The 18,745-nt window shown below is 66.7% G+C and carries 10 protein-coding genes; all 10 read right to left on the bottom strand.

The window, feature by feature from the left end:
- Positions 1–80 precede the first annotated feature (80 nt).
- A complete protein-coding gene (locus ACN0RC_RS06305) occupies positions 81–1,715 on the bottom strand; it encodes a serine/threonine-protein kinase (protein WP_417509921.1) in 1,635 nt (544 codons plus the stop codon).
- Positions 1,712–2,911 (bottom strand): FHA domain-containing protein, encoded by a 1,200-nt coding sequence (locus ACN0RC_RS06300; protein WP_417509919.1) that lies wholly within the window; start codon positions 2,909–2,911, stop codon positions 1,712–1,714. The genes ACN0RC_RS06305 and ACN0RC_RS06300 overlap by 4 nt, the downstream gene beginning before the upstream one ends.
- Positions 2,911–3,726, bottom strand: a complete 816-nt coding sequence (locus ACN0RC_RS06295) for a PP2C family protein-serine/threonine phosphatase (RefSeq protein ID WP_417509917.1) — start codon at positions 3,724–3,726, stop codon at positions 2,911–2,913. The genes ACN0RC_RS06300 and ACN0RC_RS06295 overlap by 1 nt, the downstream gene beginning before the upstream one ends.
- A complete protein-coding gene (locus tag ACN0RC_RS06290) occupies positions 3,723–5,027 on the bottom strand; it encodes an RDD family protein (protein WP_417509915.1) in 1,305 nt (434 codons plus the stop codon). Before ACN0RC_RS06290 ends, ACN0RC_RS06295 begins: the two co-directional genes overlap by 4 nt.
- Positions 5,024–7,420: a transglutaminaseTgpA domain-containing protein gene (locus ACN0RC_RS06285; protein ID WP_417509913.1), complete on the bottom strand. Its 2,397-nt coding sequence runs from the start codon at positions 7,418–7,420 to the stop codon at positions 5,024–5,026. Before ACN0RC_RS06285 ends, ACN0RC_RS06290 begins: the two co-directional genes overlap by 4 nt.
- Positions 7,417–8,676: a DUF58 domain-containing protein gene (locus tag ACN0RC_RS06280; protein WP_417509911.1), complete on the bottom strand. Its 1,260-nt coding sequence runs from the start codon at positions 8,674–8,676 to the stop codon at positions 7,417–7,419. The genes ACN0RC_RS06285 and ACN0RC_RS06280 overlap by 4 nt, the downstream gene beginning before the upstream one ends.
- A complete protein-coding gene (locus ACN0RC_RS06275) occupies positions 8,676–9,647 on the bottom strand; it encodes an AAA family ATPase (protein WP_417509909.1) in 972 nt (323 codons plus the stop codon). The genes ACN0RC_RS06280 and ACN0RC_RS06275 overlap by 1 nt, the downstream gene beginning before the upstream one ends.
- Before the next feature lie 46 nt (positions 9,648–9,693).
- On the bottom strand, positions 9,694–15,792 hold the full coding sequence (locus ACN0RC_RS06270) for an Ig-like domain-containing protein (protein WP_417509907.1): 6,099 nt from the start codon (positions 15,790–15,792) through the stop codon (positions 9,694–9,696).
- A 117-nt stretch (positions 15,793–15,909) separates the two neighbouring features.
- Positions 15,910–16,479 (bottom strand): DNA-3-methyladenine glycosylase I, encoded by a 570-nt coding sequence (locus ACN0RC_RS06265; RefSeq protein WP_417509905.1) that lies wholly within the window; start codon positions 16,477–16,479, stop codon positions 15,910–15,912.
- A gap of 27 nt (positions 16,480–16,506) precedes the next feature.
- The gene (locus ACN0RC_RS06260) at positions 16,507–18,576 is read right to left on the bottom strand and encodes an acyl-CoA dehydrogenase (RefSeq protein WP_417509903.1); all 2,070 of its coding nucleotides are present in this window, start codon (positions 18,574–18,576) and stop codon (positions 16,507–16,509) included.
- Positions 18,577–18,745: the final 169 nt, after the last annotated feature.

The following is an 18,745-nucleotide window of genomic DNA, read 5'->3' as shown; positions in this document are numbered from 1 at the left end:
AATATCCTGCCACGTGGGAGCGTTCAGCGTATGATCTGCGACTCTCTGGCGCCTTCAGATCGTCATCGGACGCAGGGATGTCATCCCACGCAACCCCGCACCGGCTCAGAAGCGCGGCCGTCACCGCGGCGGAGCATGACGTCGACGCAGACCTGTCCGGCGGCAGCGCCTTCGACTGTCACCGAGGTGTTCTCGGTCGTCTCGGTCTTTCCCGCCCCGGCCAGGTCTACCGTGTGCCACAGGTACATGTCACCGTCTTCGGGCGAAGGATTCGTCCAGCTGAAGGTGACGGCTGTGCCGTTCCTGGCACCGGTGAGACCTTCCACGATCGGAACAGCATCCGACACCGGATCCTGCGGGATCACCTCATCCTGTGTGGCGACCGGCGCTGGTTCCTCGCCGCTGTTCATCAGGTTGACCCCGACGATCGCACCGCCGACGAGCACCACCGCGGCCGCGGCGATCGCGATCCACATGCCGACGCGCGGCTTGCCGGGAGCCTCCTGAGCCGGCGCGGCGGCCGGCGAGACAGGCGCAGCCGGAGCGAGATCCAGCGGAGCATCCGGAGAAACGGTGCGCGGGCCGCGGACAGTGCGGTCGTCGTCATCATCGTCAGCAAACGGCACGACACCAGCCGAAGCCACGCGCACCACCGTGTCGTCGGGCACCTGATCCGCGACGGCTGGCGCGAAGCGCGGTCCAGCATCGGCAACCGGCTCAGGAGCCGGTTTGCCGAACTGGCGCGTCGTCGCAGAGGGTCGGGTGCTTCCGGCATCCGGTTCGATGTTGACGATGTCGCGGACGCGAGTCAGGCCCTCGCCATCGTCGTCGAGGTCCTCCGGCATGGGGTGATCGTCGACGATATCGATCGACGTGACCGAGTGGGAGAGCTCGATCTGCACTTTCTGCAGCGCCCGCGCGAATGCCACCGCGCTGGGGTAGCGTGCGTCCGGGTTCTTGGCCATCGCGCGCTCGAGCACCTGCTGCAGGCTGCCAGGAGAGTCGGGCCTCGACAGCGCAGGCAGCGGCATCCGCTCGATGCGCTCGATCAGATCAACACTAGTGTTGCGCTCACCTGGCCGCTCGAACGGCGAGCGCCCCGCAAGGAGGGTGTACAGGGTCGCACCGAGTGCGAACACGTCAGAGCGTGCACCGCTCTGCGGATTCTCGGCGAAGAACTCCGGCGGCGACCACGGAATCGACATTCCGGTCGCCTCGCCCACCGATCCCGTTGTCGAGGCAATACCGAAGTCGGTGAGGGCAGGTCGGTTGTATTCCGTGACGAGAATGTTGGCCGGCTTGATGTCGCGATGCAGCACGCCCGCACGATGTGCGGTCTCGACCGCCCCTGCAACCTGGATGCCGACGCGCAGAGCCTCTGCGACCGAGAACGGCTCCTTGCGGGCGCGGGTCTGCAAGTTCGGCCTCGGGCAGTACTCCATCACCAGGTAGGGACGACCGTCGCCGGCGACCCCCGCCTGATAGATCGTGACGATCGCGGGATGCGTCGAGAGCATCGCCATCACGTTCGCCTCATCGGCGAACTCCTTCGCGGCACCGCTGGAGATGCGGTCAGCGAGCAGCACCTTCACCGCGACGCGGCGCTTGGGCATCTGCTGTTCGTAGAGGAAGACGTCGGCGAAACCGCCCGTCCCCAGCGCCTGCACATAGGTGAAGCCGGGAAGCTCCGGCGGCGCGGAAGGAGGTCTGCTCACGGCAGGTCCTCGAACGTGACCGTCACCCCGTCGCCGAGGTCGACCACATCGCCGGAGAGCACGAGGGTGGGCTCCCCCGGGTGCAGACGCAGTGGATCTGATCCCGGACGCAGCAACGTCGATCCGTTCGTGGTGCGCAGGTCGACGACGACGACGGTGTCGCCTTCCGGACGGATCTCGAGGTGGCTGCGCGAGATGTCGTGCTGGGGGCTCTCAACGGCGATCAAGTGCGGCAGGTCCGCGCCGGACGCGCGCGTGGAGCGGGGTCGGCGGCCGATGATCACGGTGCGGTCGAGCGTCACCACCTGACCCGTGGATACGCGCACTCGCCCGGTGGTACCTCCTGAGACCACGGGAAGAACAGCGGTCGGGGCATCCGGACCCGCGGTGGGAATGTTCTGCCGCAGAGCACGCGCCTCGGCGACCGAGATCGTCGCGCCGTCGTGATCGCCCTCGACCGCAGCGATCGGTGACGGAGGAACCGGCGGTGCGGGCGGAGCGCCAGGCGCGACGACCGTCGCACCGAACAGCTGGTCGAACTCGTCGGTGTCCGAAGAGTACGTCACGTCGGTGGGCAGCAGCGTGATGCCTTCAACAGCATCGTCGACGGGTTCGGGCTCTGGCTCGGGTTCCGGCGCTGGTTCCGGCGTGGGTTCGGGTTCGGGTTCGGGCTCCGCCAGGACAGCCGGTGCGTCCACTACGACATCCACATCATCGGCGGCATCCGCTGTCTCGACATCACCGGGCTCGACGTCACCGGGCTCGACGTCCGCGCTGACGTGGGCTGCTCGCACGACGCCGCCCGCGATCGGGAGCGAGAAACCATCCTCTTCGTCGCCGATGGCGATGGCGATTCGACTCGCATTGGCGACGAAGCGTTCGCTCCATGTCGTGACGTTCGCTCCGGTGAAGGCATCCTGTCCCTCGGGTCCCGTCACCTGGACGGTCGCGTCTCCGCGCACCGCGATCCGGGCGTTCTTCCCGTCGAGCACGACCGCGGCGAACGGGAGCATCGCCGCGAAAGAGCCAGCGGCCTGGTCGGTGAGCAGGTCGATCACGCTGCCGAGATCACCCGCTGCGCTCTCACGCTCCCAGAGTCGTGAGATGAGTTCTTCGGGAGCATCCGGTGCCACCGCGATCAATGCGCGGGGTGTCACCAGCATGAACCAGTCTCCGGGTCGGTAGGTCGTCTGCATCAGCTCATCCCTCCTACGGCGGCCGCGCGCGGCCGGGTGTCCTGGTCGATATCCTCATCTGCCCGCATGCGCACGCCGGGGCGGGATGCCACCGACACCGCATCGACCACGACGACGGTGATGTTGTCTCGTCCGCCGGCGTGCACTGCTTCACCCACGAGCACGGATGCCGCGGTCTGCGGATCGGATTCCATCATCAGGATCGCACCGATCTGGTCATCTGCAACCTCTGAGGAGAGCCCGTCAGAGCAGATCAGAATGCGATCGCCGAGCTCGGCGGGGAACATCCAGAAGTCGGCGTCGCCGGTGCTGCCTGCGCCGATGGCCCTGGTGATGATGTTTCGTCGATGGTCAGTCGCCGCTTCGAGTGCGGTGAGTTCACCGGACTCGATGAGTTCCTGCACGACCGAGTGATCAACGCTGATCTGCTCGAGTTCTCCCTCGCAGAGCCGGTAGGTGCGGGAGTCGCCGATGTTGAAGGTCAGCCAGTAGCCCATGCCGTCGACGTCTGCGAGCACGACACCGCTGAGCGTCGTCCCTGCCCGTCCGTTCGCCGATACCGAGAGCGCTTCGACCGACTCGCGTGCTCTGCTGAGCGCATCGAGCACGTCGTCGAGTTCGAGGCTCTGTCGGCCGATGTAGGGCGAGAACTCGGCGACGACGGCAGCGCTCGCGCGCTCACCCGCCTCGTGGCCGCCCATCCCGTCGGCGACGATGAAGACCGGCGCATTGGCCAGCGCCGAATCCTCATTCAGCGGGCGGCGCAGACCCGCATGAGTCGACGAACCGGCCGAGACGATCAGCGGCGCCGTCATGCGTATCCTCCGATGGTGACGATGCGGTCGCCGATCTCGATCGCATCTCCCAGCCGCACGCGCACCTGCTCCCCCGGAGGGCAGACGATGCGGTGACCGTCGCGCACGAGCGCCGTGCCGTTGGTCGAGTGCCGGTCCATGACCCATCCGCCGGATGCCTCTGCGGCCGCTTCGAAGTGCGTCTTCGACAGCGACAGCGTCTCATCACGTACCGAGACCGTCGCCGCGCCGTCTTCTGGGGCGGGGTTGCGACCGAACACCGTGCGCTGCGACACGGTGACCCTGGTGCCGTCATCCCAGGTGAACACGAGTCGATGGCCCGGGATGCTGATGCGGGTGTCCTCGATGTCTTCAGAGGACTGCGTGACGGGTTCAGCAGCGGCCGGCTCGGCGGCAGCCGCGGGAGCGGCCGGCTCCGTGGGAGCCGGTGCGGGAGCCGCGGCCGGCGCGGCGGGGACCTCTGGCGTCGGGGGCGCCGGTGTGCTGCGGGCGGGCGGCCCGTCCTGCGTGATGCCGGGGACGAACGCGATGAGCGACTCGTCACTCGGTGCCGGTACGGCGGGGTGCGCGATCGGCGCGGGCGGGGTCGCCGGTGCGGGCGGGAACGCCGGCGCGTGCGGAGCGGCGGGCTGCCGCAGCGCGTCGACCGAGCGCACGGTCTCGTCGAGGGCCGGTGCCTGTTCTGCGGGGGCGGCGAACTGCGGCGCGCCCTGTGGTGTTGCCAGCGTGCCAGCGAAGCCAGGGACGGACTGTGCTGGTCGCCCGTCCGGAACCGGCGGGGCGCCGTCCGGCAGAGCTGGGCGCGGCGGGACGGGCATCGCCTGCGTCGCCGGCGCGGCGACCGCGGCTCCCGCGCCACGAGCATCCAGCATCAGGGAATGCGCGACCTTGTCGTGCCAGCCCTGGAAGCGACCAGTGCCATCGAACAGCGGCGTGAAGTAGCCCACGACGATGCTGGCCGAAAGGCCGAAGATGATGTTGCGCAGCAGCGACTTCCCGAAACCGAGGGGAGCGCCGTCCGCCTCGCGGGCAAGGCGCAGTCCCTGCGCGCGCATGCCGATGGAGCCCTTGCCGCCCTGCATCCAGGTGTAGACGACGAACCAGCCGAGCATCAGCAGCCACGCCACGGGGGCACCGAGGCCGACGACGGCCAGCAGCCCATCTGGACCCGTCGCGAAGCCGATCACGACGAGGATGACGATCAGGACGATGCCGATGGCTGCGGCGATCAGGGCGTCGATGATGTAGGCCACGGCACGTCGGGATGTCGGGGCAACGGTGCCGAACGACAGTTGCGTCATGGTGTCTCGCTCTCGGGTGCGTCAGTCGGGCTGTTCTCGATGGTGCCAGGTTCTCGACGGATGCGCGCGGTCGCAGCCGTTTTCAGCCCCTGGAAGCCGGTCTGCAATGCCGACCCGCCCAGCAGCGAACGCAGACTCAGCCTGGCCTTCATCCGCTTCCAGAAGCCCGCCTCCGTGCCGAGGCCGACGACGATGCCGTCGACTTCCTTCCAGAATGCGTCCACGTCCTCAGCACTCGGGTCGTTCGGTCCGAAGACCTCGGCATCGGCACGGTCAGCAAGAGCCGTGAGCGCAGGAACGGCCATCGAGTCGGCGAGGAGGACCCCTTCTTCGCCGCGGGTGGCACCGGGGGTGATCCGCGCGCCGTAGTCCACCGCACGGTCGGTGAGCTCATCCCAGCCGCCGGCGATCCGGTCGGCCGTGCGCTCTGCAGAACGACGTGCCCGGCGCCGTGAGGCCTTCCAAGCTCCGATGATGATGAACGGCGAAGCCAGCAGCAGGAGCACCGCCAGCGAGATGCCGCCGATGAGGAGGATCGCTCCGATGACACCGAGGATGTTCAGCGACTCGTCCTCGGACTCGCGGTCGTCCGGCAGCGTCGGCGGAAGATCCACCGGCTCCTGCGGCGGGGGCGGCGGCTGCAGCACCTGCGGCTTCGGATCAGCGCGCGGCTTGGTGTTCTGGTCGTTGGGCACCTGGTCCTCAGGCGGCGTCGGGTCGAACGGCACCCACCCGAATCCGTCGAAGTTGACCTCGACCCACGCGTGGATGTTCTCGCCGTTGGCCGCGAAGTCGGCGGCTCCGGCATCCTTCTCGTCGGGGTAGAAGCCCATGACCACTCGGGCGGGCATGCCCAGCTCTCCTGCGAGCAGAGTCATCGCGACTGCGTACTGCTCGTCGTCGCCGATCATCTGGTCTCCGCCGATGAGCGTCGAGATGCGCTCAGAGGTGTGACCGGCCCGCGAGAGGACCTCCCCCTCGAGCCCGTGGCTGAAGAATCCGTCTTCAGAGAGGAAGGTCGAAAGCGCCCTCGCCTGCTCGACCGGCGTCTTCGCCTCAGTGACGACGTCGGCGGCGAGAGTGGTGAGCTCTTCCGGCACGTTCTCGTTCTTCGGCGGACGCACCTTGCCGAATTCGGCATCGCCGATCTGCTCGTCGGTCACCGTGGCGGGGATCACCGCCTGCACGGTGTAGCTGTCTCCCTTGTGGAGGCCGCTCGTGGTGACGGCGGTCGCAGCGCCGCTGCTGTAGTAGGTGCTGCGGCGGAACGCGTCAGCATCCTCGCCCGCGAATCGGATCTCGGAGGCGAGACCCGCCTGCGGAACCCACACGTCGGAGTACGTGTCGATGTCGATCTGAAGGGTGACCGGAACGCCCTCGGCATCGGGCGACATATTGGATCGGATCGGCGAGAACGCGCTCGACGTTCCCGGCCCGCCGTCGACGACGTTGATGACCTGGCCGTCGAACTCGTCCATGGCCGCGAGCCGGATGCGGGCGCCCTTGGGCAGACCGCGCACGGTGAACAGCGTGTTCTCCGCGTCATCGCGCACGTGGCCGCGGAACGACTGCAGCGCGCTCGGGTAGTCGCGCACGTTGAAGGGCGGGATGATCGTGTCGCGCAGCACATGCCGCGTCTGGGTCGGCGCAGTGAATGCGCTCGTCGCGACGCCGGCGCCCACAGCGACGACGAGCACGGCGGCCCCTGCGATGAGGCGGCGCATGCGCATGTGATTGGCGCGTGCGGAGTCACCGGCCTCCACCGAGACCGCGGCGCTCTGCGGCGCCCAGATCTGGCGAACGGCGAGCCAGGCGACGCTCGCGATCGCGAAGATCGCGCCCTGGATGACGGGCACAGCCGGTTGCGGGGTTCCGAAGGCGATCACGAGGCCGAGCAGCACCCCGGCAGGAATCAGCGCCCAGCCCGGCTGCGCAAGACGCAGGGCGAGGGATGCGGTGAGCACCGCAGTCACCAGCGTCAGAAGGAACGGCACGATGAAGTGCCCGTCGGCGCCGGAGACCGGTGCGACGGTCGTGAGCAGCTGCTTCCACGAGGTGACAGTGCCGACCGCGAGCTCTCGAAGAGTGTCGAGGGTCGGGATGAATCCGGCGATCGTCGTGTTCGGCAGCGCCAACGCGCCGCCGAAGAAGAAGTAGGCGACGATCGTGAGTCCGGCGACGATGAGGATTCCCCATCGTCGCCAGGCCGACACCGCGGCGATGACGATGCCGAGCACAGCACCCCCCACCGCGGCGGTCAGGTAGCTGGGACCGGCGAAGCTCGGCCAGAATCCGATGATCGACGCACCGATCAGCACGAGCACGATGACGATATCGAATGCCCAGCGGCGCACGGGGATGACGGGCACCTCAGTGGATGCGTCGGTTGTCATGCGAGGACCTTCTGCAGTGCAAGCGGAATCTGCGCCAGCGCACCGACGCTGACGATATCGGCGTCGGTGATACGCCGCAGGGCGGGTGTCTCGACGGTGGTATCGGCGATGACGACGATGACCTTCGCGCCGAACGGGAGGCGCGCGCAGGCCACGCGCAGGTCGTCATTCGCGACCTTCGGGCCGCAGACGAGGACGACGACGCTGGCCAACGGCATGGTGGCGGCGATCACACCGCTGAGCTCTGCGATGCCGCCGTCTCGCGGCTTGCTGTTCTCGACGGCCGAGAGCGAGTCGAGCAGCTGCTTGCCTGTGCCGGCGCGCAGCTCGCCGCCCTGCACGCGCACGTCGACGCGCTGCGAGTCACGCAGTGCGCGCAGACCGATGGAGCCGGCGATCGAGACCCCGAGTTCGAAGTCGGCCATGTTCGCGTAATCTCCGCTGGAGCGGGAGAGCGCGATGACGAAGTGCGAGCGGCGCGTCTCTTCGTACTGCCGCACCATCATCACGCCGGTGCGGGCGGTGGAGCGCCAGTGCACGTGCCGCAGGTCATCTCCCGGCTGATATTCATTGAGGGCGTGGAACGACACGTCGTCACGAGAGAGATCCGTCGCGGGGAGACCCTCGAGGTCACGAAGGAAGCCGAGCGACTGTCCGTCAAAGAGCACGGTCTGCGGGTGCACGAAGAGATCGACGGGGTCATCCCGTCGATGCGCGCGCTCGAACAACCCGAGCGGGTCGCCACGGACGACGCTGACAGGTCCGACTTTGACGACGCCTCGTCGCTGCGTGGGAATCGCGAACAGCTCTTCGGCCTTCTCGCCGGGGGCGAGACGCTGGATGCCGAACTCACCGCGCCCACCGCCGACAGGCAGCACGATGCGCGATGGCAGGATCGCCCTGGTGCTCGGGTTCGAAAGTGTGAGCGCGCCGACCGCGCGTTCGCCGACGACGACGCGCGTGCGAGCGAGATCGAGATCGACGTCGTATTCGGTGCGGCCGATGAGGAACAGCGCGCACAGCATCAGGATGATCGTGACGATCGCCGCTGTGACGGTCAGCTCCTTCCACCCCAACGAGGCGCCGACGATCCAGAACACGACGGCGAACGCCATGAGCACCCACGCGAGCGGGCGGATGACGGACACGATCTTGCGCAGACGCTCACCCGCACGCACGCCGAGCAGCGCCGCGACGTCACGCCATCCGGCGTCGCGAGCGTTGTCGGATGCGACGGGCAGCGTCTGCGACGTCATCACGCTGCCGTTCGGGCCTGCGGCGCTGCGACGCGATCGAGCACGCGGGTGATCACGACATCGGCAGTCGTACCGGCGAACTCAGCCTCTGCGTCGAGCATGAGGCGGTGCTGCCAGGCCGGAGCGATGAGCGTCTTGATGTCGTCGGGGAGCACATAGTGGCGCCCGCGCGCTGCCGCCCAGACCTTGGCGAGACGCACCATGGCGATCGCACCGCGCACCGAAACGCCCAGACGCACTCCGGCGTCGTCGCGCGTCGCCTCGGCGAGCTCGGCGACGTAACGCAGCACGGCCGGTTCGACGTGCACGCTGGCGCCGAGGTCTGCCATGTCGGCAACAGCACCCGTCGTGATGATCGCAGACAGTTTCGCAGAGGGGTTGCGGTCGGATGCTCCGGCCAGAATGCTCTCGGTGACCGCGAGGTCGGGGTAGCCGATCGACGTCTTGATCAGGAAGCGGTCGAGCTGGGCCTCGGGAAGCTTGTAGGTTCCGGCCTGCTCCACCGGGTTCTGCGTTGCGATCACAAGGAACGGGCGACCCGCCTCATGCGTGACACCGTCGACGGTGACCTTGGACTCTTCCATGACCTCGAGCAGTGCCGACTGCGTCTTGGGGGACGCGCGGTTGATCTCGTCGGCCAGCACGATCGACGCGAAGATCGGGCCCTTGTGGAACTCGAACCGGTGGTCCTTCTGGTCGTAGATCGTCACACCGGTGACGTCGGACGGCAGCAGGTCAGGGGTGAACTGGATGCGCGAGCTCGTGCCCTGCACTGTGGCGGCGAGCGCCTTGGCGAGGCTCGTCTTACCCGTACCCGGCGCATCTTCGAGCAGCACGTGGCCCTCGGCCAGCATGGCAGCCAGCACCAGACTGATCACCTCGTGCTTGCCCTGCACAGCCTTGTCGATGTTCTCGACGAGACGGTGGAAGGTGCCCTGGAACCAGGTCGCCTGTTCAGGAGTCATTGTCATTTCGCTTCGTTTCTCTTCGGTCCGAAAATTCGCGTGTGCGGTCCGGCTAGGGTCTCGCCCAGAACGCCTGCTCCGTGTCGACCCCGTCACCCCAGCCGACGATGTCAGCCCAGACGTTGACGCCATCACGGCCCTGGTAGCAGGGGAGCTGCTTCTGTCCAGCGCCGTCGAAGTTGACGCTGTACCGGTAGTTGCCGATCGCGCCCTTGCCCTCGACCATGCACTGCACGTCGTGCGTGCCGATGCTCAGGTTCTCCCAGTGCACGACGAACTGGCGGCATCCGTTGACGCAGTTTCCGGCTGCATCGCCCTGGGTCACCCAGACCCGCGGCTGCGGACGATTGTTCGTCGTCGCCGACGCCGTCTTCGAAGCCGACCAGCCGGCCTTGTTGTGCACACGGACCTCGATCGCCCAGTTCTGCTCGTAGTCGTTGCCGACCGTGCGCGTCCCGTTCCCGCCCACGCTTTCCCAGCCGCCCCAGTTTCCGTTGGCATTGCGGATACGGATCTGCGTGTCGTCAATCGCGGCGCCGTTGTTGCCGTTACTGCTCCAGCCGAGTGTGACACTCGTGCCGTTGTTCTGCGCCGTCGCGTTCGGCTGCGGCGGGATACCAAAGGGTGTCGCCGAGTTTGATGCTGCTGACTCCGCGCCGGTATAGCTACCGGTTCCCGTATTCGAGAGGGCTCTGATCTGCAGGGTGTAGCCAGAGCCGTTGTTGAGGCCGCCGATGGTGTTGCTGCCCAGGGTCTGCCATCCACCGCTGTTGAGACGGTACTGGTACGAGATTTCGCTCGCCTTGGCGCCGTTGCGCTGGTCCGCCGAAAGCGTGTACGACGACGTGATCGTGATCGACCGGTCCCCCGCCGAGATCGTTGGGGTGGCCGGAGCATCCGGTCTGATCGCGCCTCGGCGCTCGGCCGATGCCGGGCTCCACTGACCCCAGCCCGCCTTGTTGCGCGCCCTGACGACGTAGGAATAGCCGTCTTCAGATGTCGGGACGACGAGCGCCTGACTTGTCTGCGAGGCAGCTGCGGTGACGGTCTTCCACGTCGATCCACCCTTGAGCACCTGGATCTCGTAGCTGTCGATCGCCGCGCCGTTGTTGTTCGGTGCCGCCCAGATGACATTCATCTGTGCTTGGTCGCCCACCGGCGACAGCTCGGCGGTCGTCGGCGCCTTCTGCTGCAGAGGGGGACCTGCCGGAATCTCATCCAGCGACCAGCCGCTCCAGGTCGATGGCTCAGGAGCCCTGTTCACCGCCTGCACGCGCACCTGATATGAAGTCCCGTTCTCGAGCCCCTCCCAGGTCATCGAGTTGCCGGTGACGCTCTTCTCGGTGATGCCCGATGGCGGTGCCGGTGAGATCTGCAGGTTGAACGATTCGACGGGCGAACCAGGGGTGGAAGGCGTCTTCCAGGCGACCTTGAGCGACTTGTCGCCGAAGACCAGAGTCGGGGCGACCGGGGTGTCGGGGCGCGCATCCGGACGCGCGATCGCCGATGCCCCGGAGGGCTCGGAGTCACCGACGCGGTTGGTCGCTGTGACCTCGAAGGTGTACTCGACGTTGTTGGTGAGACCATCCAGCGTGCACGTGGTCGTCTGGCACTGCTTGGTGTAAGCGCCGCCGCTGGTGCTCTTGACCGTGTAATGGGTGATCTCCGCACCGTTGTTCGACGGAGCCGAGAACGACACGACGACCGTGCGGTCCTGCACACTCGTCACCTGCGGCCGACCCGGCGCCTCGGGAACGCCCTGCACGGTCACGACGATGCGACCGTCGACACGGCGGTCGGGGTCTTCTGTCGCATCCTCGACCGTGTAGCGGACGACGAGGGTTCCGACGAAGTCCTTGCTGGGGGTCACCTGCACTCCGGTGCCGTCGGGCTTCGCGGTTCCCGCGCCGGTCTCGGGCGACGCGGAGACGAGCTTCAGCGGCGCATCGGGGAACGGGTTGAAGTCGTTCTCGAGCACCGGAACGGTGATCGTCTTGCCCTGGTCTGCTTCGTCGATGGTGTCGGTGTTCGCCGTGGCGAGCGCGCGCGTAGACGCGGTCACCCGCACGGTGACTGTGCCCTCGATGGGCTCGCTCTCTCCGTCGGAGATGCGAATCGTGAGGGTCTGCGTCGTACCCTTCTTCGCGTTGGAAGCCGCTTCCACCGACAGCTGACCATCGGCGATCCGCGCGGTGACGCCCTGCCCGGCACTGCCCTGGAGCGAATAACTGTGCTTTCCGGCGTCCTCCGGATCCGGATCCGTCGTCAGCGCCTGCAGGTCGAGGGTGGTCGCATCCTCACCGGGCGCGACGTTCACCTCTCCTCGAGTGAAGGTGGGCGACTGGTTCTCCGGCGGCAGCACGGTGATCGGGATCGTCAGGGTCGCCTTGCGTCCCTCCGGGTCATCGGGGCCCGTGCCATCGGTGACCTCGAACGAGAGACCGTCTTCTCCGAAGTACCCGGGAGCCGAGGTGTAGACGAGCGTGCTGCCGTCCTTGACGAGGTCGGATCCGTCGGCGTGCGCTGCGCTGACCTTCGCGTGCTCGGTGATCATCACGCTTCCGCCGCCGGCGACTGTGACGTACTCAGAGAGCGGCAGTTCCTTGGTCTCACCGCTCTTGACCGTGAGCGGCTTCGTCGACGTCAGCGACGGGCGGAGCTCCTGCACCGCAGGGACGAAGATGAACGCCGAGGTCTGCAGGTCGTCGCGGTCAGTGAGCGTATACCGGATCAGCTGCATCTCTTCGCCGATGGTGACGCTGACCTTGCCGTCGTCCTGCAGGGTACCGCCTTCGCCGACCTCTACGCGGAGTCCGTCAGTGGTGCCGTCGGGGTCCTCGTCGTTGGCAAGGATCTCGACATCGACGTCCAACTCTCCGTCGGTGAGATCGGTGGGGAGGATCCGGTCGTCTCGAGCGATGGGCGCCAACAGCGGCACATCCTCGTCGACGGTGATCTGGAGCACGGCCTGCGCCGACGCACCGCGCGCGTCACGGATCGTGTACTGGAGCGAAGTCTCTGCCGCACGGTTCGGGGCCTCGACGAGCACACGATCACCGGAGACCCGGGCCGTCATTCCCTCGATCTCGGGAAGGACGAGCCCGTCCTTCACCAGAGCGATCTCATCGCCTTCGGGATCGGAGTCGTTCAGCATCACCGGAACGGCGATCTCGCGCCCAGGTCGCACGACGACAGCATCCTTGACCGCGAACGGGGCCTGGTTGACGTCTTCTGCCGGCGCGATCCCGATGCGGACGGTTGCCAAACCCTCCTTGCCGAGGCGGTCGCGCACACGGTAGGTGAAGTGGTCGACCCCAGCGGAGTCCGCGTACGCCTCGTAGACGAAGTAGTTCTGCGCCACCTCGACGATGCGTCCCTTGGTCGGGTTAGAGGCCGGTCCGATCAGCTCGACCGAGTCGCCGTCGGCATCCAGGCCGTCAAGCGGGATGGCGATATTCGCCACGCTGCCGCTGAGCACACGCGTGGTGATGTCGCGCGGACGCGGAGCCGCGTTCTCCTCCTGCTCGGGAAGGATCTGGATGGTGATGTATCCGCCGACCTTGTTGCCGCGGGTGTCAGAGACCTCGTACGTCGCGTAGACGGTCTTCGCCTCGGGGCCGGCCTTGAAGCGCACCACATCCTGCGAGACGAAGATCTCGCCGTCCTCGGGAGCGACGAACGGTTCGATGAGCTCGGATTCGAGCGTGAGGGCGTCACCGGTCGGACTGGTGTCGTTGTCGAGAACAGGGATCGTGACGACGTCGTTGACACGGACGACGGCTGTATCAGGGCTCGCTACCGGCGGAAGGATCTTCTCCGGCGCGGGGATCGGAATGACGACGACCTCGCCCTCCGCCGTCTGCGATCCGTTCGAGATGCGATATGTGATGCGCACCTGCTCATCGAGTGCACCCTGATCGCCGATGCGAAGGGACTCGTGGTTGAGGACGGACACCGAGATGCCGCTGCCGGGCTCGACGCTGACCGATTGGATGACCAGGATGCCCCCAGAGGGGTCAGAGTCATTGTTGAGCACTCCCAGCAGCACTTCGCCGCCGGAGGGCAGCAGCGCAACATCGCGCACGGCGACGGGAGGCAGGTTCTGTTCACTCGCGTCGGCGACGTCGATGCGCACGATTCCCTGCACGCCGTTCGGTCCTGCCGCCACCTCGTAGAGCACGTAGTAGACGCCCTTCGTCGGCGCGCTGAACGTGAATGTCTTGTTCGGGTAGTCCGGGGTGATGGTCGCACCCGGCGTCTCATCGCCGTTCACACGGGTCAGACGCAGCTGCTCACGACCGGAGCTGGAGTCGTTCGCGAGCGGCGACACGGTGACCTGTTCACCGACGCGGGTCATCACGTGGTCGGCGTTTGTCTTCGGCAACGTCGTGCCCGAGGGTCGCACATCGAGGATGAGCACTCCTCGCGCGATCTCGCCGAGCGCGTCGGAAACCGAGACCTGCACCTCTTTACGACCCTGCACGCTCGCGGTGGCACGGTAGGTGACCTGCCCGTCGGTGGTGAACTCGACCTCATCGCCCGGGGCTGCGATCACCTCGCGGAGGTAGATGTCATCCCCCTCCGGGTCGATCCAGTCCGGCAGCACGTTGTACGAGACGGTGCCGCCGGTCTCGATCGCGAGAGTCGTCGAGCGCTTCGGCTTGGGTGCGGTGTTGGTGTCCCAGCCCTTGACGGAAAGGCTGACCGTCGCGGTGTCCTTGCCTCCGCGACCGTCGTTCACCTCGTAGCTGAAGGAGGCAGCGCCGGATGCTTCTTCATCCACGGCGATCTGCAGCGACCCGCCGTCGTAGATGGGTTGTACGGTGCCGACGGCGGGCTGCTGCTCGGCGAGCGCCGCAACGAGAACGTCTCCGTCAGCGTCGTTGTCGTTGTCGAGCACGGGCAGAGCCGTGGTCTGGCCGGGACGCACACCGTACTCATCGTCCTCTGCGACGGGCGGGGTGTTGACGTCGGTGCGCACCGGGAGCGTCGTCTCGACGGTCTCTTCGGTGGTGTCCTCTTCGTCTTCGGTCTCGCCCTCGGGAGGTGTCAGGTCGTTCCAGTTGTCGACCTGCTGCAGGCTCTCATCTGCCAGCCAGGCTGCTCCCCCGACGGTGTCATTGAGGATGATGACGTCACGGTTCACGCGGAAGGTCAGCGACGAAGAGTTCTCGACACCCGGCACGTCGGCGTTCACATCGTTGTCTTCGCCGGGGCATTCGCGCACGAATGTTCCGGCCCCCGCCCAGGCGCCGTAGCTGCAACCGAGCAAAGACACCGGCGCGGCAGGCGTGCCACCGCCGCCGACGTTCGTCATCTGCGGTTCGCCACCGTCGAGCGGCACATCGATCAGATGGGATGCCGTCGCCACAGCAACCTCGTCTGTCGCAGCGGACGCGTACTGCAAGACCGCCGTGTCTGCCTCGGCGATCTCGGTGCGGACGCCGCCGGGAGCGATGAGGGCACTGTCTGCCGGAGACAGAACGACGGGCGTCGACCCGACGACCGTGATGGTCGGCGCAACCGAGGTGTCGATCTCACCCAACGAGGCGGAGGAGGGCTCGAGGGCTTCGCCCTCATTGTCTACGGGGATCGTGACGACCTCGCCGTCGTCGCCGGAGACGGCGTAGACCGTGCCGTCCTGGCCGACGACGACATCGGAGTTCTTGCCGAGTTTGGCGACCGGATCCGTGCCCTGGTGCTCGAAGTTGGAGATCGCCTTGATCGGGACGACCCACAGCTTTCCGGAATCGCCATCGAGGATCGCCGTCGTCTGAGCGCCGAGCACGACCTTCGCCGACCCGGGGATAGGAGCGCTGTCACCGAGCGAGACACGTGCGGGATCGACAGCGGTGAGCGTCGAATTCGAGCGATCGGTGACGAGGACCGTCGACTTGTCCTGCAGGATGTCGAAGCTCTCACCCGTCGTGCGCAGGCCACCGTCGAGAAGAGTCGATTCGTTGTTGAAGTGGCCGACCATGAGCGCCGAGGACTTCGTGATCCACACGCCGCCGTCGTTCAGATCGACCTTCGTGGTGGGATTTCCCTCATACGCGAACGCGAGCGTGCCGACGGTGAGAACCGCTGCAGTCACAGCTGCAACAGATGCCGCTGTCTTCGGTTTCGTGCGCAACCAAGACAGCGCCTTCATCTTCCGTTTCCCCCCGGGTGACTCGTCACTTGCGGTCCGACCCCTCACGGGCGGGACACACCGGTACATACTAACTGCCCGATCTGAAACCCTCGACGGGCAGAGATGCCCATGCGATCAGAGCGCGCGCCAGCATCCTTCGACGTGATCGTCGACCATCCCCGTCGACTGCATGAGCGCGTACATGGTCGTCGCACCGACGAAAAGGAACCCTCGCTTGCGCAGTTCTTTACTCATCGCCGTCGACTCCGCCGTCACCGCCGGCACGTCATCGAAGGACCGCGGGCGGGAGTGTCCCAAGGGAGCGAACGACCACATCAGCGCGTCGAGCTCGCCCTCAGACATCTCCCCGACCAGACGCGCGTTGCCGATCGTGGCGAGGATCTTGGCACGGTTGCGGATGATCCCGGCATCCGCCATCAGACGCTCGACATCGTCATCGCCGAAGGCCGCGATGCGGTCTGGATCGAACCCTTCGAAGACCTCACGGAACCTCGGTCTTTTGCGCAGAATGGTGATCCAGCTGAGCCCGGCCTGGAAACCCTCGAGCGCCATCTTCTCGAACAGTGCGCGGTCACCGTGCAGCGCAACGCCCCACTCCTCGTCGTGGTAGCGCCGATACTCGGCATCCTCTCCGGTCCATGCGCAGCGGGCGCGCCCATCGGGTCCGGCGATAAGCGAGGTCATGGATTCAGCGTACGCACCGCCGGTGGATCACTTCTTCGCGGCTCGCTTGAGCGCCTTCTCCGAGATCGGCGCCTTTCCGGATGCTTCGAGCTCGGCGTAGTACGCACGCGCATCGTCCTGGCGCTGCTGCTCGATCCCGCTCGCGATGGGTGCGCGCACGTGCTCGGGCTCGTAGCCGAAGGCGCCCACCAGATCGAGGGCGTGGGGGCGAAGCCGCAGGCAGAGCCGGTCGATGTAGCTCGACACCGCGGCTGCGCGTTGCGTCGACAGGCGACCGTTGATGATGTGCCAGGCGAGATGCTTCTCGATCAGCTGCAGCCCGAACAGGTCGCGCAGCCAGGTGAGTACCTGCTTCGTGTCTTCATCCGGAATGCTGTTCACCGCGTCGGTGAACGCCTCCCACTGCAGCAGCTCGCCGTGCGCGCGCGCGGCCTCGATGAGTTCGGCCTGGTTCTCGTTGAACAGCTTCTCGCCGAGCACCTTGTCTTTGCCAGCGGGACGCAGGCGGCCGGCGATGTCGGCCACCATCTGCTGCACGCGATCGGCGAGCAGCTCGTGCTGCTGATCGGCGCGCAGACCGTTCTCGACAGAGCGCGCAGTGGAGCCGAAGTCGGCGATGTTCTGCCCGAATCGGCGCAGGCCCGCGCCATGGAACACCTTGCCCGCTGTCTGTCCGACAGCGAACTTGGCGAGGGCCGCGGCATCCTTGTCCTTGAACTGCTTCGCGAAGTCGGTGAGCAAGCGCTTTCCGACCAGCTGCAGCAGGACGTTGTTGTCTCCCTCGAAGGTGACGTAGACATCGAGGTCGGCACGGAGCCCGACCAGGCGGTTCTCGAACATGTATCCCGCGCCACCGCAGGCCTCGCGCGCTTCCTGCAGCGTGTCCAGCGCCTGCCAGGTCGAGAGCGGCTTGAGCGCAGCCGCCAGCGTCTCGAGATCTTCGCGGTCATCGGGGGTGTCGGTGCGTCCGGAGAAGACGCCATCGAACTTCTGCGCGAACTCGTCGTGCGCGAAGATCTGCGCGTAGGCCGTGGCAAGGCGCGGCAGCAGGCGGCGCTGGTGCTTGCCGTAGTCGAGCAGTACGACTTCCTGTCCGTCGGCACCGTCGAACTGCCGACGCTGAGTCGCGTAGGTGATCGCGATGTGGAGGCCGAGGGCCGAAGCCCAGCAGGCCGCGCCGTCGAGAGAGACTCGTCCCTGCACAAGAGTGCCGAGCATCGTGAAGAAGCGGCGGCCGGGGCTGTCGATCGGGCTCGTGTACGTGCCGTCGGATGCCACGTCGCCGTACTTGTTCAACAGGTTCGTGCGCGGAATGCGCACGTGGTCGAACGAGAGGCGGCCGTTGTCGATGCCGTTCAGGCCACCCTTGAGCCCGTCGTCCTCACGGGTGATTCCCGGCAGGTCGTTGCCGTCCTCGCCGCGCAGCGGCACGTAGAAGCAGTGCACGCCGTGATTCACGCCGTTCGTGATGAGCTGCGCGAAAACGGTGGCGGCGATGCCGTGCAGTGCGGCATTGCCGAGGTACTCCTTGGTCGCCGCCCGGAACGGGGTGTTGATCACGAATTCCTCGGTCTCGGGATCGTAGGTCGCCGTCGTTGCGGCAGCGGCCACGTCGGAGCCGTGCCCGATCTCGGTCATCGCGAACGCGCCGGGGATGGAGAGGTCCATGACGCCGGGGAGCCACTTCTCGTGGTGCTCCTCGGTGCCGAGCTGCAGGATGGCCGAGCCGAACAGCCCCCACTGCACGCCGGCCTTGATCTGCAGGCTCGGGTCGGCGGCGACGAGCTCCTCGAAGCCCGAGATGTTCGCGCCGTTGTCTTCTGCGCCGCCGAACTTCTTCGGGAAGGCCCGGTGAACCGCGCCGTTCTGCACGAGCAGGTGCAGCTGGCCGAGAACGCGCTCGCGGTGCTCATCCTTGTTGAGGGAATCGTCGCGCCAGAACGCGGGATCCTTGATCATCTCGCGTGCTTCACGACGAGTGTCGGCCCAGGTGCCGAGCAGAAGATCGTTGACACGGTCGACATCTATGCGCGGAACGCTGTCTTCTGCGTTGTGTGTGCTGCGGGGCTTCGTACTGCGGGCGGCGGCGTCGACCATGGTGGTCCTCTCAAAGAGAAGTCAAGATTCTCCAACCGTAGGACTCCTCTAACCCTGAAGAAAGCCTCCTGTGCGATCTCTCCAATGAGTGTGGGCCCCCGTGCCTCACACGGTTGTTGTGAGGCGACAGGTTCGGCCACCGGGCCGCTTGACTCGACACCGGCGTACG

Source organism: Microbacterium sp., from assembly GCF_048259935.1.
In the GTDB taxonomy this organism is placed as follows: domain Bacteria; phylum Actinomycetota; class Actinomycetes; order Actinomycetales; family Microbacteriaceae; genus Microbacterium.
Note: the sequence above shows the minus strand (reverse complement) of the source record. Positions and strands in the feature narration are given on the sequence as shown.

What these genes read in the sequence shown, in the direction of transcription:
- ACN0RC_RS06295 (WP_417509917.1), bottom strand. Translation starts at nt 3,726, where the DNA reads ATGACGGCGCCGCTGATCGTCTCGGCCGGTTCGTCGACTCATGCGGGT.
- ACN0RC_RS06260 (WP_417509903.1), bottom strand. Translation starts at nt 18,576, where the DNA reads ATGGTCGACGCCGCCGCCCGCAGTACGAAGCCCCGCAGCACACACAAC.
- ACN0RC_RS06300 (WP_417509919.1), bottom strand. Translation starts at nt 2,911, where the DNA reads ATGCAGACGACCTACCGACCCGGAGACTGGTTCATGCTGGTGACACCC.
- ACN0RC_RS06275 (WP_417509909.1), bottom strand. Translation starts at nt 9,647, where the DNA reads ATGACAATGACTCCTGAACAGGCGACCTGGTTCCAGGGCACCTTCCAC.
- ACN0RC_RS06280 (WP_417509911.1), bottom strand. Translation starts at nt 8,676, where the DNA reads ATGACGTCGCAGACGCTGCCCGTCGCATCCGACAACGCTCGCGACGCC.
- ACN0RC_RS06290 (WP_417509915.1), bottom strand. Translation starts at nt 5,027, where the DNA reads ATGACGCAACTGTCGTTCGGCACCGTTGCCCCGACATCCCGACGTGCC.
- ACN0RC_RS06265 (WP_417509905.1), bottom strand. Translation starts at nt 16,479, where the DNA reads ATGACCTCGCTTATCGCCGGACCCGATGGGCGCGCCCGCTGCGCATGG.
- ACN0RC_RS06270 (WP_417509907.1), bottom strand. Translation starts at nt 15,792, where the DNA reads ATGAAGGCGCTGTCTTGGTTGCGCACGAAACCGAAGACAGCGGCATCT.
- ACN0RC_RS06285 (WP_417509913.1), bottom strand. Translation starts at nt 7,420, where the DNA reads ATGACAACCGACGCATCCACTGAGGTGCCCGTCATCCCCGTGCGCCGC.